This window comes from Streptomyces sp. NBC_01317 (genome assembly GCF_035961655.1).
GTDB lineage: Bacteria > Actinomycetota > Actinomycetes > Streptomycetales > Streptomycetaceae > Streptomyces.
In genome coordinates this window covers 755,469-771,074 of record NZ_CP108393.1, presented here as the reverse complement: position 1 = coordinate 771,074, position 15,606 = coordinate 755,469, and the positions used below count along the sequence as shown (strand labels likewise).

At 71.2% G+C, this 15,606-nt stretch carries 13 protein-coding genes; 8 read left to right on the top strand and 5 right to left on the bottom strand.

Annotation, left to right across the window (positions count from 1 at the left end):
* Positions 1 to 93: 93 nt before the first annotated feature.
* On the top strand, positions 94 to 927 hold the full coding sequence (locus OG349_RS03170; protein WP_327233111.1) for a TIGR02452 family protein: 834 nt from the start codon (positions 94 to 96) through the stop codon (positions 925 to 927).
* A gap of 27 nt (positions 928 to 954) precedes the next feature.
* Here the strand turns inward: OG349_RS03170 and OG349_RS03165 are convergent, their stop codons facing one another.
* The gene (locus tag OG349_RS03165) at positions 955 to 1,422 is read right to left on the bottom strand and encodes a type II toxin-antitoxin system PemK/MazF family toxin (protein ID WP_327233110.1); all 468 of its coding nucleotides are present in this window, start codon (positions 1,420 to 1,422) and stop codon (positions 955 to 957) included.
* A gap of 131 nt (positions 1,423 to 1,553) precedes the next feature.
* Here OG349_RS03165 and OG349_RS03160 point away from each other — a divergent pair, with 131 nt between their 5' ends.
* The 5 genes from OG349_RS03160 to OG349_RS03140 all read left to right on the top strand — a co-directional run bounded on the left by OG349_RS03160 (position 1,554) and on the right by OG349_RS03140 (position 6,863).
* Positions 1,554 to 2,984 carry a WGR domain-containing protein gene (locus tag OG349_RS03160; RefSeq protein WP_327233109.1) on the top strand — a complete coding sequence of 477 codons (1,431 nt, stop codon included), beginning with the start codon at positions 1,554 to 1,556 and terminating at the stop codon, positions 2,982 to 2,984.
* 1 nt (position 2,985) lies between these two features.
* A complete protein-coding gene (locus OG349_RS03155) occupies positions 2,986 to 3,888 on the top strand; it encodes an endo alpha-1,4 polygalactosaminidase (protein ID WP_327233108.1) in 903 nt (300 codons plus the stop codon).
* A 75-nt stretch (positions 3,889 to 3,963) separates the two neighbouring features.
* Positions 3,964 to 5,385, top strand: coding sequence for a DUF2252 domain-containing protein (locus OG349_RS03150; RefSeq protein ID WP_327233107.1), 1,422 nt, complete (start codon positions 3,964 to 3,966; stop codon positions 5,383 to 5,385).
* A gap of 193 nt (positions 5,386 to 5,578) precedes the next feature.
* The gene (locus OG349_RS03145) at positions 5,579 to 6,589 is read left to right on the top strand and encodes a LacI family DNA-binding transcriptional regulator (RefSeq protein WP_327233106.1); all 1,011 of its coding nucleotides are present in this window, start codon (positions 5,579 to 5,581) and stop codon (positions 6,587 to 6,589) included.
* 10 nt (positions 6,590 to 6,599) lie between these two features.
* Positions 6,600 to 6,863 carry a hypothetical protein gene (locus OG349_RS03140; protein WP_161309596.1) on the top strand — a complete coding sequence of 88 codons (264 nt, stop codon included), beginning with the start codon at positions 6,600 to 6,602 and terminating at the stop codon, positions 6,861 to 6,863.
* 110 nt (positions 6,864 to 6,973) lie between these two features.
* Here OG349_RS03140 and trxA read toward each other — a convergent pair whose 3' ends face one another.
* A complete protein-coding gene (gene trxA, locus OG349_RS03135; protein ID WP_327233105.1) occupies positions 6,974 to 7,354 on the bottom strand; it encodes a thioredoxin in 381 nt (126 codons plus the stop codon).
* Between the two features lie 127 nt (positions 7,355 to 7,481).
* On the opposite strand from trxA, the gene OG349_RS03130 reads away from it, so the two are divergent.
* Together OG349_RS03130 and OG349_RS03125 are read left to right on the top strand one after the other, a co-directional pair.
* Positions 7,482 to 8,912: a dihydrolipoyl dehydrogenase family protein gene (locus tag OG349_RS03130; protein ID WP_327233104.1), complete on the top strand. Its 1,431-nt coding sequence runs from the start codon at positions 7,482 to 7,484 to the stop codon at positions 8,910 to 8,912.
* Positions 8,913 to 9,222: 310 nt separating this feature from the next.
* Entirely contained in the window at positions 9,223 to 11,874 is a 2,652-nt protein-coding gene (locus tag OG349_RS03125) for a hypothetical protein (RefSeq protein WP_327233103.1), read from the top strand.
* Between the two features lie 56 nt (positions 11,875 to 11,930).
* Here OG349_RS03125 and ilvC read toward each other — a convergent pair whose 3' ends face one another.
* From ilvC to OG349_RS03110, 3 genes are all read right to left on the bottom strand, one after another.
* Positions 11,931 to 12,932: a ketol-acid reductoisomerase gene (gene ilvC, locus OG349_RS03120; RefSeq protein ID WP_327233102.1), complete on the bottom strand. Its 1,002-nt coding sequence runs from the start codon at positions 12,930 to 12,932 to the stop codon at positions 11,931 to 11,933.
* A gap of 121 nt (positions 12,933 to 13,053) precedes the next feature.
* Positions 13,054 to 13,626 (bottom strand): acetolactate synthase small subunit, encoded by a 573-nt coding sequence (ilvN, locus tag OG349_RS03115; protein WP_327233101.1) that lies wholly within the window; start codon positions 13,624 to 13,626, stop codon positions 13,054 to 13,056.
* A 14-nt stretch (positions 13,627 to 13,640) separates the two neighbouring features.
* Positions 13,641 to 15,530 (bottom strand): acetolactate synthase large subunit, encoded by a 1,890-nt coding sequence (locus OG349_RS03110; RefSeq protein WP_327233100.1) that lies wholly within the window; start codon positions 15,528 to 15,530, stop codon positions 13,641 to 13,643.
* Positions 15,531 to 15,606 lie beyond the last annotated feature (76 nt).

The following is a 15,606-nucleotide window of genomic DNA, read 5'->3' as shown; positions in this document are numbered from 1 at the left end:
CTCCCGCCGCTTCGCACAAGAGTGCCCCTGGGGTCATCATTTCGTCAGAAATTCGGTTGCCCCGTGCGTGATCCTTCACGCACGATGCCTCGCATGAGCGCACGGCTGCGGGGGATCGCCAAGGAGACGGAGGACGTCGTCAGAGCCGGCGGCTACCGGGCGGAGGACGGCCGTGACGTGCGGATACGCTCCGCGCTCGACACGGCACTGGCCGGTACGGAGATGTACGGCCCCGAGCCGGTCGGCGTCACTCCCGACACGGACAGGACGCCGTCCTTGGAGGTCACCCGCGAGAGCAGCCTGGACGCGGCGCGCCGGCTCACCCGGTCGGGTTCCGGCGCGGTCGCGGTGCTGAACTTCTCCTCCGCCAGGAACCCGGGAGGCGGCTATCTGAACGGCGCGCAGGCCCAGGAAGAGGCGCTGTGCCGCGCCTCCGCGCTCTACACGACGCTGCTGCGCGCACCGGAGTTCTACGCGCACCACCGCGCGAACCGCGGCCCGTTCTACACCGACCGGGTGATTCACTCACCCGGGGTGCCGGTCTTCCGCGACGACCGGGGCCGCTTCCTGGCCGCCCCGTACCAGGTCGGTTTCCTCACCTCGGCGGCGCCGAACGCCGGGGTGATCGCCCGCTCCGCCCCGGACGAGGTCTCCCGGATCCCGGCGGCACTCGCCGCCCGCGCCGAACGGGTGCTGGAGACGGCGGTCGCGGGCGGCTACCGCCGCCTGGTGCTCGGGGCGTGGGGCTGCGGTGTGTTCCGTAACGACCCGTCGCAGGTCGCCGAGGCGTTCCGGGCGCCGCTCACCGGCGGGGGCCGGTTCGCGGGTCACTTCGACGAGATCGTCTTCGGTGTGCTCGACCGGACACCGGGCGCGACGACCCTGGGGGCGTTCCGGCGGGTCTTCGCCGGGCACCTCACGCCGTAGCGCCCCCCCCCGGGCGGCAGCCCCGGCTCAGTTCCAGCCGTAGCGCAGCCGCAGCGCGTGGACGACCAGGCCGAAGCGCTGGCGGTCCAGGGCGCACGCCTCCCGCCGCATCCCCTTCTCGTGGACGCGGATCACCCGGTCGACGGCCACCCACGACTCACGGCCCGCGCGGTCCCACGGGCCCACCCCGATCGGCACCCAGTCCCGGTCGCCGTCGTGCCCCTTGCTGGACAGCTGGACGGCGAGCAGGGTGCCGGCCGTCTCACGGGCGACCACCAGCACCGGGCGGTCCTTGCCCCGGCCGTCGTTCTCCTCGAACGGCACCCAGGTCCAGACGATCTCGCCCGGGTCGGGGTCGCCGTCGTGTTCCGGGGCGTACGAGGTGCGGACCTCGCCCACCTCACGGGGGTCGGCCTCGGTGGTGGCGGAGGGGCCGGTGCGGCCGGGGAAGTCACGGTCGGGCTCGGGTGCGCGGGAGTGGGAAGAGGTCGTCATCCGGATGACGTTAGAACGTGCCGCCGGGAGCCGGGCGCGCGGGGCGCGTTGTCAGTGGCGTCTCGTAGCGTTCTCCCTGTCGGACACGGTGCGTACGGAGCGCCGGGGTCCATCTTGGGGAGGGAACCGCCATGTCTCGTACCACCACGTATCTGGAGCTGTCGCAGGACGGCGAAGGAGCGCACAAGTTTTACGAGGTGACCGTGGACGGGACGGTCGTGTCGGTGCGGTACGGACGCATCGGCGCGAGCGGGCAGTTGCAGACCTCCTCCTTCCCCACCGAGGCGAAGGCACAGGCCGCGGCGGCCAAGAAGATAGGCGAGAAGGTCCGCAAGGGATACGCGCCGGCGGTCCAGGGGCAGCGCGCCGCGCGGTCGGTGACACGCCGCCAGGTCACCTCGGCGCCCTCCACGGCCCGGTCCGTGGCCCCCGTGCTGTGGCGGTTCAGGACCGGCGCGGCGGCCTTCGGGATCCATGTGGACGAGGACCGCTGCTGGGTGGGGAACCAGTCCGGTGACGTCTACACCGTCAGCCACGGCGGTGAGGTCCTGGCGCGCTACAAGCTGCCCGACGGCGTCAAGTGCCTGGTGGCGGACGACTTCTGGATCTACGCGGGGTGCGACGACGGCAAGGTCTACGACCTCTCCTCGAAGCTCCCGTTCGCGGCGTACGACATCGCGGCGGACGTGGACATCTTCTGGCTGGACATCCACGAGGGGGTGCTGAACGTCTCCGACGGCGCCGGCGGCCTGACGGTCATCGACCACGAGGACGAGTACCAGTGGGCGCGCAAGTCCACCGGCGGGCACGGCTGGATGGTCCGCGCCGACGAACGGGCCGTCTACCACGGACACCACAAGGGCGTGACGGCCTACGCGCCGGACGGTTCCGGCGAGTTGTGGCACACCCCGACGCCGGGTCAGGTGCTGTTCGGCTGGCAGGAGGACGCGTCGGTGTACGCGGGCACGGCGAGGAACGTCGTGCAGCGGCTGTCCAAGGCCACGGGTGTGGTGGAGGCGACCTTCCGCTGCGACACCGCCGTGTACGCGTGCGCGACGGCGCCCGGCGGCCGGTTCGTCTTCGCGGGCGACAGCTCGTCGTCGGTGTACTGCTTCGACGCGGACGGCACCCGGCTGTGGAAGCTCGGGACGGGCGGCGGCTCCGCGCTGTCCATGCAGTTCTTCGACGACAAGCTGTACATGGTCACCACGGACGGCTCCCTGGTGTGCGTCGACGCGAGCCCCGCCGCCGTCGAGGCCGCCCAGCAGGGTACGGTCCCGGTCGCGGCGGACATCAAGTCGGCCGCGGCGCTGCCCACCTACACCCCGGCGGCCCCGATCGCGACCGTCACCTCGCCGCCGGCCGGCGGGGTGGTCGTGGAGTGCGTCCAGGACGGGGCCCGGCTGCGGGTCCACGTCGTCTCGGACGGCTTCGAGCCGTCGTGGAACGTGCAGTTCCCGCGCGGGATGCGCCAGGCGGGCACGCGGTACGTGGTCGACGCGCTGCACCCGGCGGCGTCCGGCTTCTACCGGGTGCGCGGTGAGATCAGGAGGCTGGTCTGACGTGTACGTCCCGTACGTCTCCCGGGGGCGGACCGGAGACGGGCCGTTCGGCTCCTCGGCCCTCCTCACCTCGCTCCGCGCGGCCCTCCTCTGTCTCGTGCTGCTCGTCACGGGGTGCGGCGGCGGTTCCGGCCGGGGCTCCGGTGAGAGTTCGGGCCAGGCGTCCCGTGCCGGTTCCGTGGTGCGCCCGCCCGGTGCGGGGGATCCGTTCGACTACCAGCTCGGTGGTGCCTACGACCTGCCCGCCGGGGTCTCCACGGTGGTGCGGGACCGTACGGCCGCGCCCGCCCCCGGCGCGTACTCCATCTGCTACGTCAACGCCTTCCAGGCCCAGCCCGACGCCGTGGCGTGGTGGCGGAAGCACCATCCGGACCTGCTGCTGCGCGGCGCGGACCACGCGCTGGTGGTCGACGAGGAGTGGGACGAACCGCTGCTGGACGTCAGGACCGCCGACCGGCGCAGGCGGCTGGCCGGGATCGTCGGCGGCTGGATCGACGGCTGCGCCGACCGGGGGTTCGACGCCGTGGAGGCGGACAACCTGGACGCGTACCTGCGCTCCGACGGGCTGACAGGACGCGGCCAGGCGGTCGCCTTCGCCCGGCAACTCGCCGCGCGGGCCCACCGGGCGGGCCTGGCCCTCGGGCAGAAGAACGCGGCCGGGATGACCGGGCTGCGCGACAGCATCGGCTTCGACTTCGCCGTCGCCGAGGAGTGCGCGCGCTACGACGAATGCGACGCGTACGCACGGGCCTACGACGACGTGGTGCTGGTGGTCGAGTACCGGAAGGAGGACTTCGTACGCGGCTGCCGGCAGTGGGGGAAGCGGCTGTCGGTCCTGCTCCGGGACCGCGACCTGGAACCGGCGGGGAGGCCCGGGCACGTGGTCGCGCGCTGTCAGGAGTGAGTTCCGGCCGAGATGCGGTCCGCACCCGCGTCCGGAGAATGAGAGGTCACAGCCGGACAGAAACGGGAGTGTGCCATGGCCGAGGGCAGCGGGACTCCGAACGGCATCGCCCACCTGTCGCCGCGCGAGCGCGCGGACCTGGGCCGGGCGGCCCGCAAGCGGACCCCCCGGTCGAGCCACGCCGTCTACGAGGCGCCCCCGGCGCGGCGGGACCCCGTGCACGTGATCGAGGAGCAGTCGGCCTCCCGGGTGCCCGAGCTCGTACCGATCCGGTACGGCCGGATGACGGAGTCGCCGTTCCGGTTCTACCGGGGCGCGGCCGCGATCATGGCCGGGGACCTGGCCGGCACCCCCCGCTCCGGGTTCACCGCCCAGCTGTGCGGGGACGCGCACCTGCTGAACTTCCGGCTGCTCGCCTCACCCGAGCGGCAACTGGTCTTCGACATCAACGACTTCGACGAGACCCTGCCCGGCCCCTGGGAGTGGGACGTCAAACGGCTCGTCACCAGCCTGGTGATCGCCGGCCGGGAGAACGGCTACGCACCGGAGGTGCGGGAGGACATCGTGCGCGCCACGGTCCGCTCGTACCGCGAACGGACCCGGCTCTTCGCCGGCCAGGGCAACCTCGACGTGTGGTACGCCCGGGCGGACGCGGACCAGATCAAGGCGGTCGCAGACCGCAGACTCGACAAGCGGGGACGCGGGCGGCTCACCAAGGCCCTGTCCAAGGCGCGGACCAAGGACAACCTCCAGGCGTTCGAGAAGCTCACCCAGGTGGTCCAGGGGGAGCGGCGGTTCGTGCACGACCCGCCCCTGGTCGTCCCGATCGAGAACATGCTGCCCGGCGCCGAACGCGACGAGGTGGAAAGGCAGTTGCGCGAGCTGGTCGGCCGGTACGCCGAGTCGCTGTCCACGGACCGGGCGCACCTGCTGCGGCAGTACCGGGTGGTGGACATGGCCAGGAAGGTCGTCGGGGTGGGCAGCGTGGGGACACGCTGCTGGATCATCCTGCTCCTCGGCAGGGACGGCGAGGACCCGCTGATCCTCCAGGCCAAGCAGGCCGACGAGTCGGTGCTCGCCGAGCACGTCGGCGCGAGCGAGTACGACAACCAGGGACAACGGGTCGTCGCGGGCCAGCGGCTCATGCAGGCCGTCGGCGACATCTTCCTCGGCTGGGACCGGGTCGTGGGCCTGGACGGCGAGCGACGCGACTTCTACGTACGGCAGTTGCACGACTGGAAGGGCATCGTGGTGCCGCAGATCATGGTGCCGGACGGCATGCGCGCCTTCGGTGAACTCTGCGGCGCGACCCTGGCCCGCGCGCACGCCCGGTCCGGGGACCGGATCGCCGTCGCGGCGTACCTCGGCGGGGGCGACACGTTCGACCGCGCCCTGACCGGGTTCGCCGAGAGCTACGCGGACCAGAACGAGAGCGACCACCGCGCCCTGGTGGAGGCGGTACGGACCGGTCGTGTGCGGGCGGAGGACCCGGCCTGACCGGTGCGCCGCGAACCGACCCGCCGCGAACCGACCCGCCGCGAACCGACCCGCCGCGAACCGACCCGCCGCGAACCGACCCGCCGTGAAGTGACCCGAGCGGGCGTTGAGTCATCTTCTCTTGAATTACGTACTACCCAGGAGCCCTTCGCCGGATCACACCGCGAACCCGCCTGGAAAGGTGCCGAGAGCGATGAGTCAGCCCCCCGAGCGCGCCGTTCCGACCAGTACCGACGTCGCGCGACGGGCCGGAGTGTCCCGGGCCACCGTCTCGTACGTCCTGAACAACGCCGCGGCCGTCCGGATCAGTGAACCCACCCGCCGCAAGGTCCGCGAGGCCGCGGACGAACTGGGCTACGTGCCGCACGCGGGCGCCCGCAGCCTGCGCTCCGGGCACACCCGGATGGTGCTCCTGCCCTCGGCCCACACCCCCGTGGGCCCGCTCTACAACACGTTCTTCAACGAACTCCAGTGGGCGCTGCGCCGCCTCGACTACACCGTGGTGCAGTACGGCAGCCTCGGCCTCGACGGCGACAAGGCCGCCCGCGCCTGGGCGGAGCTGCGGCCCGTCGCGGTCATCTCGCTCGGCGAGATCTCCCTGACGCCGCACGGCGTGAACGTCCTCAAGCGTTCCGGCGCGAAGGCGGTCATCACCCTCGGACCACAGCGGGTCGCCGGCGCGCACGCGCTGGTCATGGACCAGCGCGAGATCGGCTGCGGGGCCGTGTCCCACCTGATCGAGCGCGGGCGGCGCCGCATCGGCGTCGTCATGCCCGAGGAGCCGGGCCTCGCGCTCTTCTCCCAGCCACGGCTGGCGGGCGCCCGGGCCTCGGCGGCGGCGTCCGGCGCGCACGTCGAGTCCGTACCGCTCGCGTACACGGAACAGTCGGCGGCTGCCCTGGCCGCCCGGTGGCGTTCGCTCGGCCTGGACGCGGTGTACGCGTACAACGACGAGTACGCGATGCTGCTGATGCGGGCGCTCCAGGACGAGGGGATCGACGTCCCGGGGGACACCTCGGTGATCGGGGCGGACGATCTGCTGCTCGGCCGGCTGCTGCGGCCCCGCCTTTCGACCGTTCGGGTGGATCTGGTGACCGGGCAGCGGCTGGCGGAGCTGGTCGACCGCGTGGTCCGCGACCCCGGCGGCGAACCGGAACGTCACGATCTGATGGGGGCGCGGGCCGTACCGCGTGAATCCAGCTAGCGTCACCATCATGACGATCGTGCCGCAGCGCTTCGAGATCCTGCTGGTCCCCGAGTACGCCGAGGGCCACGAGGGCCCACAGGAGCCGGCGAGCGCCCTGCGGTCGGCGGTGGTGGAGGCGACGGGCGACCTGGGCGCCTCGGGGTATCCGCGGTACGCGGGCGAGGGCATGGAGGCCGACATCGACGCGGAGACGCGGACGGTGGAGGCCCTGCTCGTGGACGGCGAGGAACTGGACTACGGCCTGTCGGCCCTGGTCGTGGACGCGGTCTAGGGCGTACAGGGCATACGGAAGGGGACGGGCTCCGCCCGTCCCCTTCCACCCGGATCACCACCCGAGCCCGATACCGGCCGTCACAGGTGCGAACCGTCGGCGCCCGGCTCTCAGGCGCCTTCGGCGCCCTTTGTCTCCGCCTCGGCCACCGACTTGCGTACCTCGTCCATGTCCAGCGCGCGGGCCTGGCCGATGACGTCCTCCAGGGCCGTCTCGGGCAACGCGCCCGGCTGCGCGAACACCGCGACGTTCTCGCGGACGATCATCAGCGTCGGGATCGAGCGGATGTCGAACGCGGCGGCCAGCTCCTGCTGCGCCTCCGTGTCGACCTTGGCGAAGACCAGATCTCCGTGACGCTCCGAGGCCTTCTCGTACACCGGGCCGAACTGGCGGCACGGGGCGCACCACGAGGCCCAGAAGTCGATGAGGATGAAGTCGTTCTCCGACACGGTCTGGTCGAAGTTCTCCTTGGTGAGTTCCACAGTGGCCATGACCTGATACCTCTTCCTGCTCTCCGGGGGAAGCCGCCAGATGGAACGGTGTGTGGCACCGCCGTATTCCTCGACCGTTCCCCACGATCGTGTGGCCATGTCAGGGGTCCGGGACCAGACTGACCCCATGAGTGAAGCTATGCAGTACGACGTCGTGGTGCTCGGTGCGGGACCGGTCGGGGAGAACGTGGCCGACCGTGCCAGGGCCGCGGGGCTGCGCACGGCGGTGGTGGAGAGCGAACTGGTCGGCGGCGAGTGTTCGTACTGGGCCTGTATGCCCAGCAAGGCGCTGCTGCGTCCGGCGATCGCCCAGGCGGAGGCGCGGAAGCTGCCCGGGTTGAGTGCGTCGGTACGAGGCCCCCTGGACGCCGCCGCGGTGCTGGCGCGCCGGGACGATTTCACCTCGCACTGGAAGGACGACGGCCAGGTCGGCTGGATCGACGGCATCGGCGCCGACATCTACCGTGGCCACGGCCGGCTGGACGGCCCCAGGAGGGTGGTCGTCAAGGGCCCGGACGGTACGGAGCAGGTGCTCACCGCGCGCCACGCCGTCGCCGTGTGCACCGGCACCCGCGCCGTGGTCCCCGACCTGCCGGGCGTGGCCGGCGCCAAGCCCTGGACCAGCCGCGAGGCGACCAGCTCGCAGCACGTCCCCGGGCGGCTCGTGGTGGTCGGCGGCGGCGTGGTGGGGGTCGAGATGGCCACCGCGTGGCAGGCGCTGGGTTCCCAGGTCACGCTGCTGATCAGGGGCGGCGGGCTGCTGCCGAAGATGGAGTCCTTCGCCGGGGAACTGGTCGCCGGCGCGCTGACCGAGGCGGGCGCCACGATCCGTTACGGCGTCTCCGTCGCCTCGGTCGAGCGCGACGGCGGCACGGGCCCGGTGACGGTCGTGCTGGACGGCGGCGAGCGCGTCGAGGCGGACGAGATCCTCTTTGCCACGGGGCGCGCCCCGCGCAGCGAGGACATCGGGCTGGAGTCGATCGGCCTGCGGCCCGGCTCCTGGCTCACGGTGGACGACAGCTGCCTGGTCGAGGGCAGCGACTGGCTGTACGCGGTCGGTGACGTCAATCACCGGGCGCTCCTCACCCACCAGGGCAAGTACCAGGCGCGGATCGCGGGCGCCGCGATCGCCGCCAGGGCCGCCGGGGTCCCCCTGCTGGAGACGGACCGCTGGGGCGCCCACGCCGCCACCGCCGATCACGCGGCGGTGCCCCAGGTCGTCTTCACCGACCCGGAGGTCGCGTCGGTCGGCCTGACCCTCGCGGAGGCGGAGGCGGCGGGGCACCGGGTCCGCGCGGTCGACTACGAGATCGGCTCCGTGGCGGGGGCGAGCCTGTACGGCGACGGCTACACGGGCCGCGCCCGCATGATCGTCGACCTGGACCGGGAGATCCTGCGCGGCGTCACCTTCGCGGGACCGGGCGTCGGCGAGATGCTGCACTCCGCCACGATCGCGGTGGTGGCCGAGGTCCCGGTCGACCGCCTGTGGCACGCGGTCCCGGCCTACCCCACGATCAGCGAGATCTGGCTGCGCCTGCTGGAGACGTACCGGGGCTGAGGACGTACGGGGAGGTGGCGGGTGCCATCTCCCCCTGCCGCGCCCGAGCGCTTAGACACCCGATGAATCTGTGTCTGTGGGTGGTGGGCAGGCGGCGCGGGAAGTGCATGGTGGCGGTCCGTACGTTCAATGCCCTTCCAAAATCGGTTACTTGGGTCCCGGCCGTTGTGCGCAGACCCTTGACAGGAGTAGCGGGCGGGTCGACCATTCCCCAAACATCGGATGTAAGTACGCCGTCAGGTAGGCATCCGTACATGGGAAGGACCCGCCCGTGTCACCTCAAGGTTCCGTGTCACCACAACGTTCGGTCGTGCGGAAGCTGCTGCGCCGTCTCGGTCCGGTCGTGGCCGCCCTCGGGCTGATGCTGACGGCGCCCCAAGTCCAGTCCGCCACCGCCGCGGCCTCCGTGACGCTCTACGCGTCGCCGTCCGGGGGTGGTTCGGTCTGTTCCTCGTCGGCGCCGTGTTCGCTGTCCGGTGCCCAGCAGGCGGTACGCGCCCAACTCGCCGCGAACAGTTCCGCCGACGTCACCGTGCTGCTCGCCGACGGGGTGTACCGCCTGTCCAGCACCTGGTCCTTCGGACCGGCGGACTCGGGGACGCCGGGGCACCCCGTGGTGTGGAAGGCCGCGCCGGGGGCGCGGCCGGTGATCTCGGGGGCCTCGCGGGTCACCGGATGGACGCAGAGCGGGACGAGCGGGGTGTGGTCCGCGCCCGTACCCACCAGCAGCGACAGCCGTCAGTTGTACGTCGACGGGCGTGCGGTCCCGACCGCGCGGGCGACCCCGGCGAGCCTGGGATTCCGGGGCGCGTGGACCGGATCGTCCACGGGCTACACGATCTCCGGCGACCCGGCCGCGATGGCGTGGTTCGGCGCGCTGACCGCGAGCCAGGTGGCGGGCGTCGAGTTCGACTACCCCGGGGGCAACGGGCCCTGGACCGAGTCGAGATGCCGGGTCGCGAGCTTCTCCGCGGCGGCCGGGACGCTGAGGATGAGCCAGCCGTGCTGGACCAACGTGACCGCCCGGGCGTCCTACGCGCAGGGCAGCGGCGGCCTGCCGTCCATGTCGGTCAACACCATGCCCGCGCGCATCGAGAACGCGCGGACCCTGCTCGGTTCCGGTCAGTGGTTCCTGGACGGCCCCGGCGGCACGCTCTCCTACAAGCCGTCCGCCGGCCAGCAGATGTCCGCCCTCGACGTGGAACTGCCGCGCCTCGAAACCCTCGTCCAGGTCGCCGGTACGCTCGCCACGCCCGTGCACGATCTCACCTTCGCCGGACTTCAGTTCTCGTACGCGACCTGGAACGCACCCTCCACCAGCGCCGGGTTCTCCGACGTGCAGAGCAACCTGCGGATGACCGGTGCGAACAACCAGGGCATGTGCAACTTCTCCACCCCCGCGGGAAGTTGCCCCTGGGGAGCGCTGACCCAGCCCCTGGCGAACGTCTCGGTCACCGCCGCCAAGAACGTCACGCTCACCGGCAACCGGTTCACCCAACTCGGCGGCGCCGGACTGGGCGTGAGGTACGGAGCGGCCAACACCCTCATCCAGGGCAACGAGTTCACCGACATCGCCTCCACCGCGCTCCTTCTCGGCTGCACCTACGACCCGCTGCCGACCGACCCGTCAGAAGCCACGGGGATCAAGCAGAACTGCACGCCCAACGGAGCGACCGAAACCGCCACGATCGGCACCAACGAGATCCTGACCGGTACCACCGTGGCGGACAACGTCATCCATCACATCGGCACGGACTACTCCTCGGCCAGCGGCATCACCCTGCTGTTCTCGCAGCGCACGACCATCACCCGGAACAACCTGTACGACCTGCCGTACACCGCCATCACCGCCGGAGTCATCCAGGGTCACGTCAACCAGGCGACCACTCCGCAGAACACCACGAACATCAACAGCTCCAACACCATCAGCAACAACATCCTGCACGACTACCTGTCCGTCCGCAGCGACGGCGGCGCCGTCTACGTCGAGGGACACCAGGCGCAGTACGTGTACCAGGCGGACGGGACGACGATCGACCCGGTGCAGACCCTGGCCAAGGGCCTCCAGGTCACCGGCAACATCGCCTACAACGGCCCGACGACCAACTTCACCTACTACGACGACGCCGGCGCGGAGTGGGTCAACTGGCAGGGGAACGTGGCCTTCGGCGCGGGCGACAGCTCACAGGGCGGCTGCAGCCCGACCGGTCACCTCTGGATCACCGGCAACTACTTCTCCGCCCGCATCCAGTCGTACCCCTGCGCCCAGCCCGTCGACACCCACGCGAGCGGGAACACGACCATCCCGGCGACCCCCGGGCCGACCCACATCCCCAACGGCCTGTTGCGGGCGGCGGGCGCGGGCTCCGGCTCCTTCGCGCAGGTCCTCTCCGTCCCCGCGAGGATCTTCTACGTGTCGCCCACGGCCAACGCGACTGAGGTCCTCGTCGCCGGTGAGGGCTTCGGCCCGGCGACGCCGGTGTACATCGGCACCACCCAGGTCAGCAATGTGACCCGCCTGTCCAGCGGATTCATGATCGTGCCGGTTCCGGCCGGCACCTCGGCCGGGCAGATCTCCGTCACTCCGCAGGTCCCCGGAACCATCCGGCTCAACGACGACGACGGCGGAATCACCTACAACGGGTTCGCGTACGCGGGCGGCCGCTCCTACGGCGACTACCGCAACGACGTCCACTACGCGACGGCCAACGGGTCGACCGCCTCGCTCACCTTCACCGGCACCAAAGTCACGGTGTACGGCGAGCAGAACACCGACCAGGGGAACATCGGGATCAGTATCGACGGCGGACCGCAGCAGGTCGTCAGCACCCTGCCGAGCGACGGCGTACGCCATGCGAACGTCGCCCTGTACACCTCCGGTCAGCTCTCCTCCGGCACCCACACCGTCGTCGTGACCAAGCTGTCCGGTCAGTACAGCACCCTGGACGGTTTCCTCGTGTGAACGAACGGCTGCCCCCTGCCGCGCGCGGCAGGGGGCTCGCCGGTGTCGTGAGAGCCCTACGCTTCGGCGTCGACCCAGCTCATGAGCTTGCGCAGCTCCTTGCCCGTGGTCTCCAGCAGGTGCTCGGAGTCCTGGGTCTTGTACGCGTCGTACTTCTTCAGGCCGCCGTGGTACTCGTCCATCCAGGTCTGGGCGAACGTGCCGTCCTGGATCTCGGCGAGGATCTTCTTCATCTCGGCCTTGGTCTGGTCCGTGATGATGCGGGGGCCGGTGATGTAGTCGCCCCACTCGGCGGTCTCGGAGACCGACCAGCGCATCTTCTCCAGGCCGCCCTCGTACATGAGGTCCACGATCAGCTTCAGCTCGTGGAGGCACTCGAAGTACGCGATCTCCGGCTGGTAGCCGGCCTCGGTCAGCGTCTCGAAGCCCGCCTTGACCAGCGCCGCCGTACCGCCGCAGAGCACCGCCTGCTCACCGAAAAGGTCGGTCTCCGTCTCCTCCTTGAACGTCGTCTTGATGACGCCCGCGCGGGTCCCGCCGATGGCCTTGGCGTAGGAGAGCGCGAGGGCGAACGCCTTGCCCGAGAAGTCCTGCTCGACGGCGGCGATGCAGGGCACGCCGCGGCCTTCCTCGTACTGGCGGCGGACCAGGTGGCCGGGGCCCTTCGGCGCGACCATGGCCACGTCGACGTTGGCCGGCGGCTTGATGAAGCCGAACCGGATGTTGAGACCGTGGCCGAAGAACAGCGCGTCACCGTCTCGCAGTTGGTCCTTGACGGACTCCTCGTACACCTGGGCCTGGAGTGGGTCAGGGACCAGGATCATGATGACGTCGGCCTCGGCGGCGGCCTCCGCCACCGACACCACACGCAGGCCCGCTTCCTCGGCCTTCGCCCTGGACGACGAGCCGTCGTGCAGGCCGACGCGCACGTCGACACCGGAGTCACGCAAGGACAGCGCGTGGGCGTGGCCCTGGCTGCCGTAGCCGATGACCGCGACCTTGCGGCCCTGGATGGTGGACAGGTCGGCGTCGTCGTCGTAGAACAACTCGGCGGGCATGAGGGACTCTCCTCGGTCGGGGAACGTATCGGCGGATGGCGGATGCAGAGCGGAGGTACGGGAAACAGCGAGGCGTACGGGAAGTGCGAGGTGTACGGGAGGTGCGAGGCGTACGGAGGCGCTAGGCGCTCCGCGCACCGGCGGTCACCGGAGTCTCGGCCGTCGTCAGGCGCATCGGCCGCGCCTCGCGCACCGCGCGGTCGGCCAGCGCGCGGGACCCGCGGCCGATCGCGATGGCACCGGACTGCACCAGTTCCTTGATGCCGAAGGGCGCGAGCATCCGGAGCATCCCGTCGAGCTTGGCGCCGGAGCCGGTCGCCTCCAGGGTGACGGCCTCCGGCGAGACGTCGACGACCCCGGCGCGGAACAGCTCGGCGATCTGCACGATCTGCCCTCGGGTGGTGTTGTCGGCGCCGACCTTCACCAGGACCAGTTCGCGCTGGACGGCGGAGTCCGCCTCCAGCTCGACGATCTTCAACACGTTGACCAGTTTGTTGAGTTGTTTGGTCACCTGCTCCAGGGGCAGCTCCTCGTCGACCCTGACCACGATGGTGATGCGGGACAGCTCGGGGTGTTCCGTGGTGCCGACCGCGAGCGAGTCGATGTTGAAGCCGCGCCGTGAGAAGAGACCGGCGACCCGGGCCAGGATGCCGGGTGTGTTCTCGACCAGGACGGAGAGTGTGTGCTGGGACATGTCGGAGGGTCCTCTCAGTCGTCCGCGGAGTCGCCGAAGTCGGGGCGGACGCCACGGGCGGCCATGATGTCGTCGTTGGAGGTGCCGGCGGCGACCATCGGCCACACCATCGCGTCCTCGTGGACGATGAAGTCCACGACGACCGGGCGGTCGTTGATCGAGTTGGCCTTGTCGATGACCGCGTCCAGTTCGTCGGGGTTCTCGCAGCGCAGGCCCACACAGCCCATTGCCTCGGAGAGCTGGACGAAGTCGGGGACGCGGGTGCCCCGGTTGGTGGTGGAGCCCACGCCCAGCGTCGAGCCGGTCGTGGCGTTGGTGGCGCCGTCGTGCAGGACGGTGTTGGAGAAGCGGGCGCCGTAGAACAGGTTCTGCCACTGACGGACCATCCCGAGCGCGCCGTTGTTGATGATCGCGACCTTGATGGGGATGTTGTTCAGGGCGCAGGTGGTGAGTTCCTGATTGGTCATCTGGAAGCAGCCGTCGCCGTCGATCGCCCAGACGGTACGGTCCGGCCGGCCGGCCTTCGCGCCCATCGCGGCGGGCACCGCGTACCCCATGGTCCCCGCGCCCCCCGAGTTGAACCAGGTGCCCGGCTCCTCGTGCGGGAGGAACTGCGCGGCCCACATCTGGTGCTGGCCGACGCCGGAGGCGAACAGCGTTCCCTCCGGGGCGAGTTGGCCGACCCGCTCGATGACCTGCTGCGGCAGGAGCAGCCCCGGGTCGGCGGGCCGCTCGTAGCCGCGGCGGTAGGTGGCGCGCCAGCGGTCCAGGTCCCGCCACCAGTCCGTGTATTCGCCGTACCGCCCGTCCTCGTGCTCCGCGCGTACGGCGGTGGCCAGGCCGGCGAGCACCTCGCGGGCGTCGCCGACGATCGGCACGTCCGCGAGCCGGTTCTTGGAGATCTCCGCCGGGTCGATGTCAGCGTGCACGACCTTGGCGTACGGCGCGAAGCTGTCGAGCCTGCCGGTGACCCGGTCGTCGAAGCGGGTGCCCAGCGCGACGATCAGGTCGGCCTTCTGGAGGGCCGCGACCGCCGCGACGTCCCCGTGCATGCCGGGCATGCCCACGTGCTGCGGATGGCTGCCGGGGAACGCGCCGAGCGCCATCAGGGTGGTGACCACGGGCGCCCCGGTCAGCTCGGCGAGGACGCGCAGCTCCGCCGTGGCCCGGGCCTTGAGGACACCCCCGCCGACGTACAGGACCGGCCGCCGTGACGTGCTCAGGAGGCGGGCGGCCTCCCTGAGCTGCCCCGGGTGCGGGCGGGTGACGGGACGGTAGCCGGGCAGCTCCTTGACGGGCGGCCAGCTGAAGGTCGTACGGGCCTGGAGGGCGTCCTTGGCGATGTCGACCAGGACGGGCCCCGGGCGGCCCGTCGACGCGATGTGGAACGCCTCCGCGATGGTCCTGGGGATGTCCTCGGCGTTCCTGACCAGGAAGTTGTGCTTGGTGATCGGCATGGTGATGCCGACGATGTCCGCCTCCTGGAAGGCGTCGGTGCCGATCGCCTTGGACGAGACCTGGCCGGTGATCGCGACGAGCGGCACGGAGTCCATGTGCGCGTCGGCGATCGGGGTGACCAGGTTGGTGGCGCCGGGGCCCGAGGTCGCCATGCAGACCCCGACCTTGCCGGTGGCCTGGGCGTACCCGGTGGCCGCGTGGCCCGCGCCCTGCTCGTGCCGGACCAGCACGTGGCGCAGCCGGGTCGAGTCCATCATCGGGTCGTAGGCGGGCAGGATGGAACCGCCGGGGATGCCGAACACGGTGTCCGCGCCGACCTCTTCGAGCGAGCGGATGAGGGCCTGCGCCCCGGTCACCCGCTCGACGGCGGTGGCGGGCTGCGCGGTGGTACGGACCCGCAGGGGCGGGAGGAGGGCCGCGGGGGCCTGCTGCACGGTGTCTGGCATCGTCGGTTCCCAAAGTCCGTAGGGGTGGTGGCGAGGACGTTCCGGTGTTCGGGGGCCGCGCGGGCGCGGCCGGGTG

Bases quoted from the DNA above. Each gene is read 5' to 3' on its own strand.
- OG349_RS03170 (WP_327233111.1), top strand. From the start codon at position 94: ATGAGCGCACGGCTGCGGGGGATCGCCAAGGAGACGGAGGACGTCGTC.
- OG349_RS03165 (WP_327233110.1), bottom strand. From the start codon at position 1,422: ATGACGACCTCTTCCCACTCCCGCGCACCCGAGCCCGACCGTGACTTC.
- OG349_RS03110 (WP_327233100.1), bottom strand. From the start codon at position 15,530: ATGCCAGACACCGTGCAGCAGGCCCCCGCGGCCCTCCTCCCGCCCCTG.
- OG349_RS03130 (WP_327233104.1), top strand. From the start codon at position 7,482: ATGAGTGAAGCTATGCAGTACGACGTCGTGGTGCTCGGTGCGGGACCG.
- ilvC (WP_327233102.1), bottom strand. From the start codon at position 12,932: ATGCCCGCCGAGTTGTTCTACGACGACGACGCCGACCTGTCCACCATC.
- OG349_RS03140 (WP_161309596.1), top strand. From the start codon at position 6,600: ATGACGATCGTGCCGCAGCGCTTCGAGATCCTGCTGGTCCCCGAGTAC.
- OG349_RS03160 (WP_327233109.1), top strand. From the start codon at position 1,554: ATGTCTCGTACCACCACGTATCTGGAGCTGTCGCAGGACGGCGAAGGA.
- trxA (WP_327233105.1), bottom strand. From the start codon at position 7,354: ATGGCCACTGTGGAACTCACCAAGGAGAACTTCGACCAGACCGTGTCG.
- ilvN (WP_327233101.1), bottom strand. From the start codon at position 13,626: ATGTCCCAGCACACACTCTCCGTCCTGGTCGAGAACACACCCGGCATC.
- OG349_RS03145 (WP_327233106.1), top strand. From the start codon at position 5,579: ATGAGTCAGCCCCCCGAGCGCGCCGTTCCGACCAGTACCGACGTCGCG.
- OG349_RS03150 (WP_327233107.1), top strand. From the start codon at position 3,964: ATGGCCGAGGGCAGCGGGACTCCGAACGGCATCGCCCACCTGTCGCCG.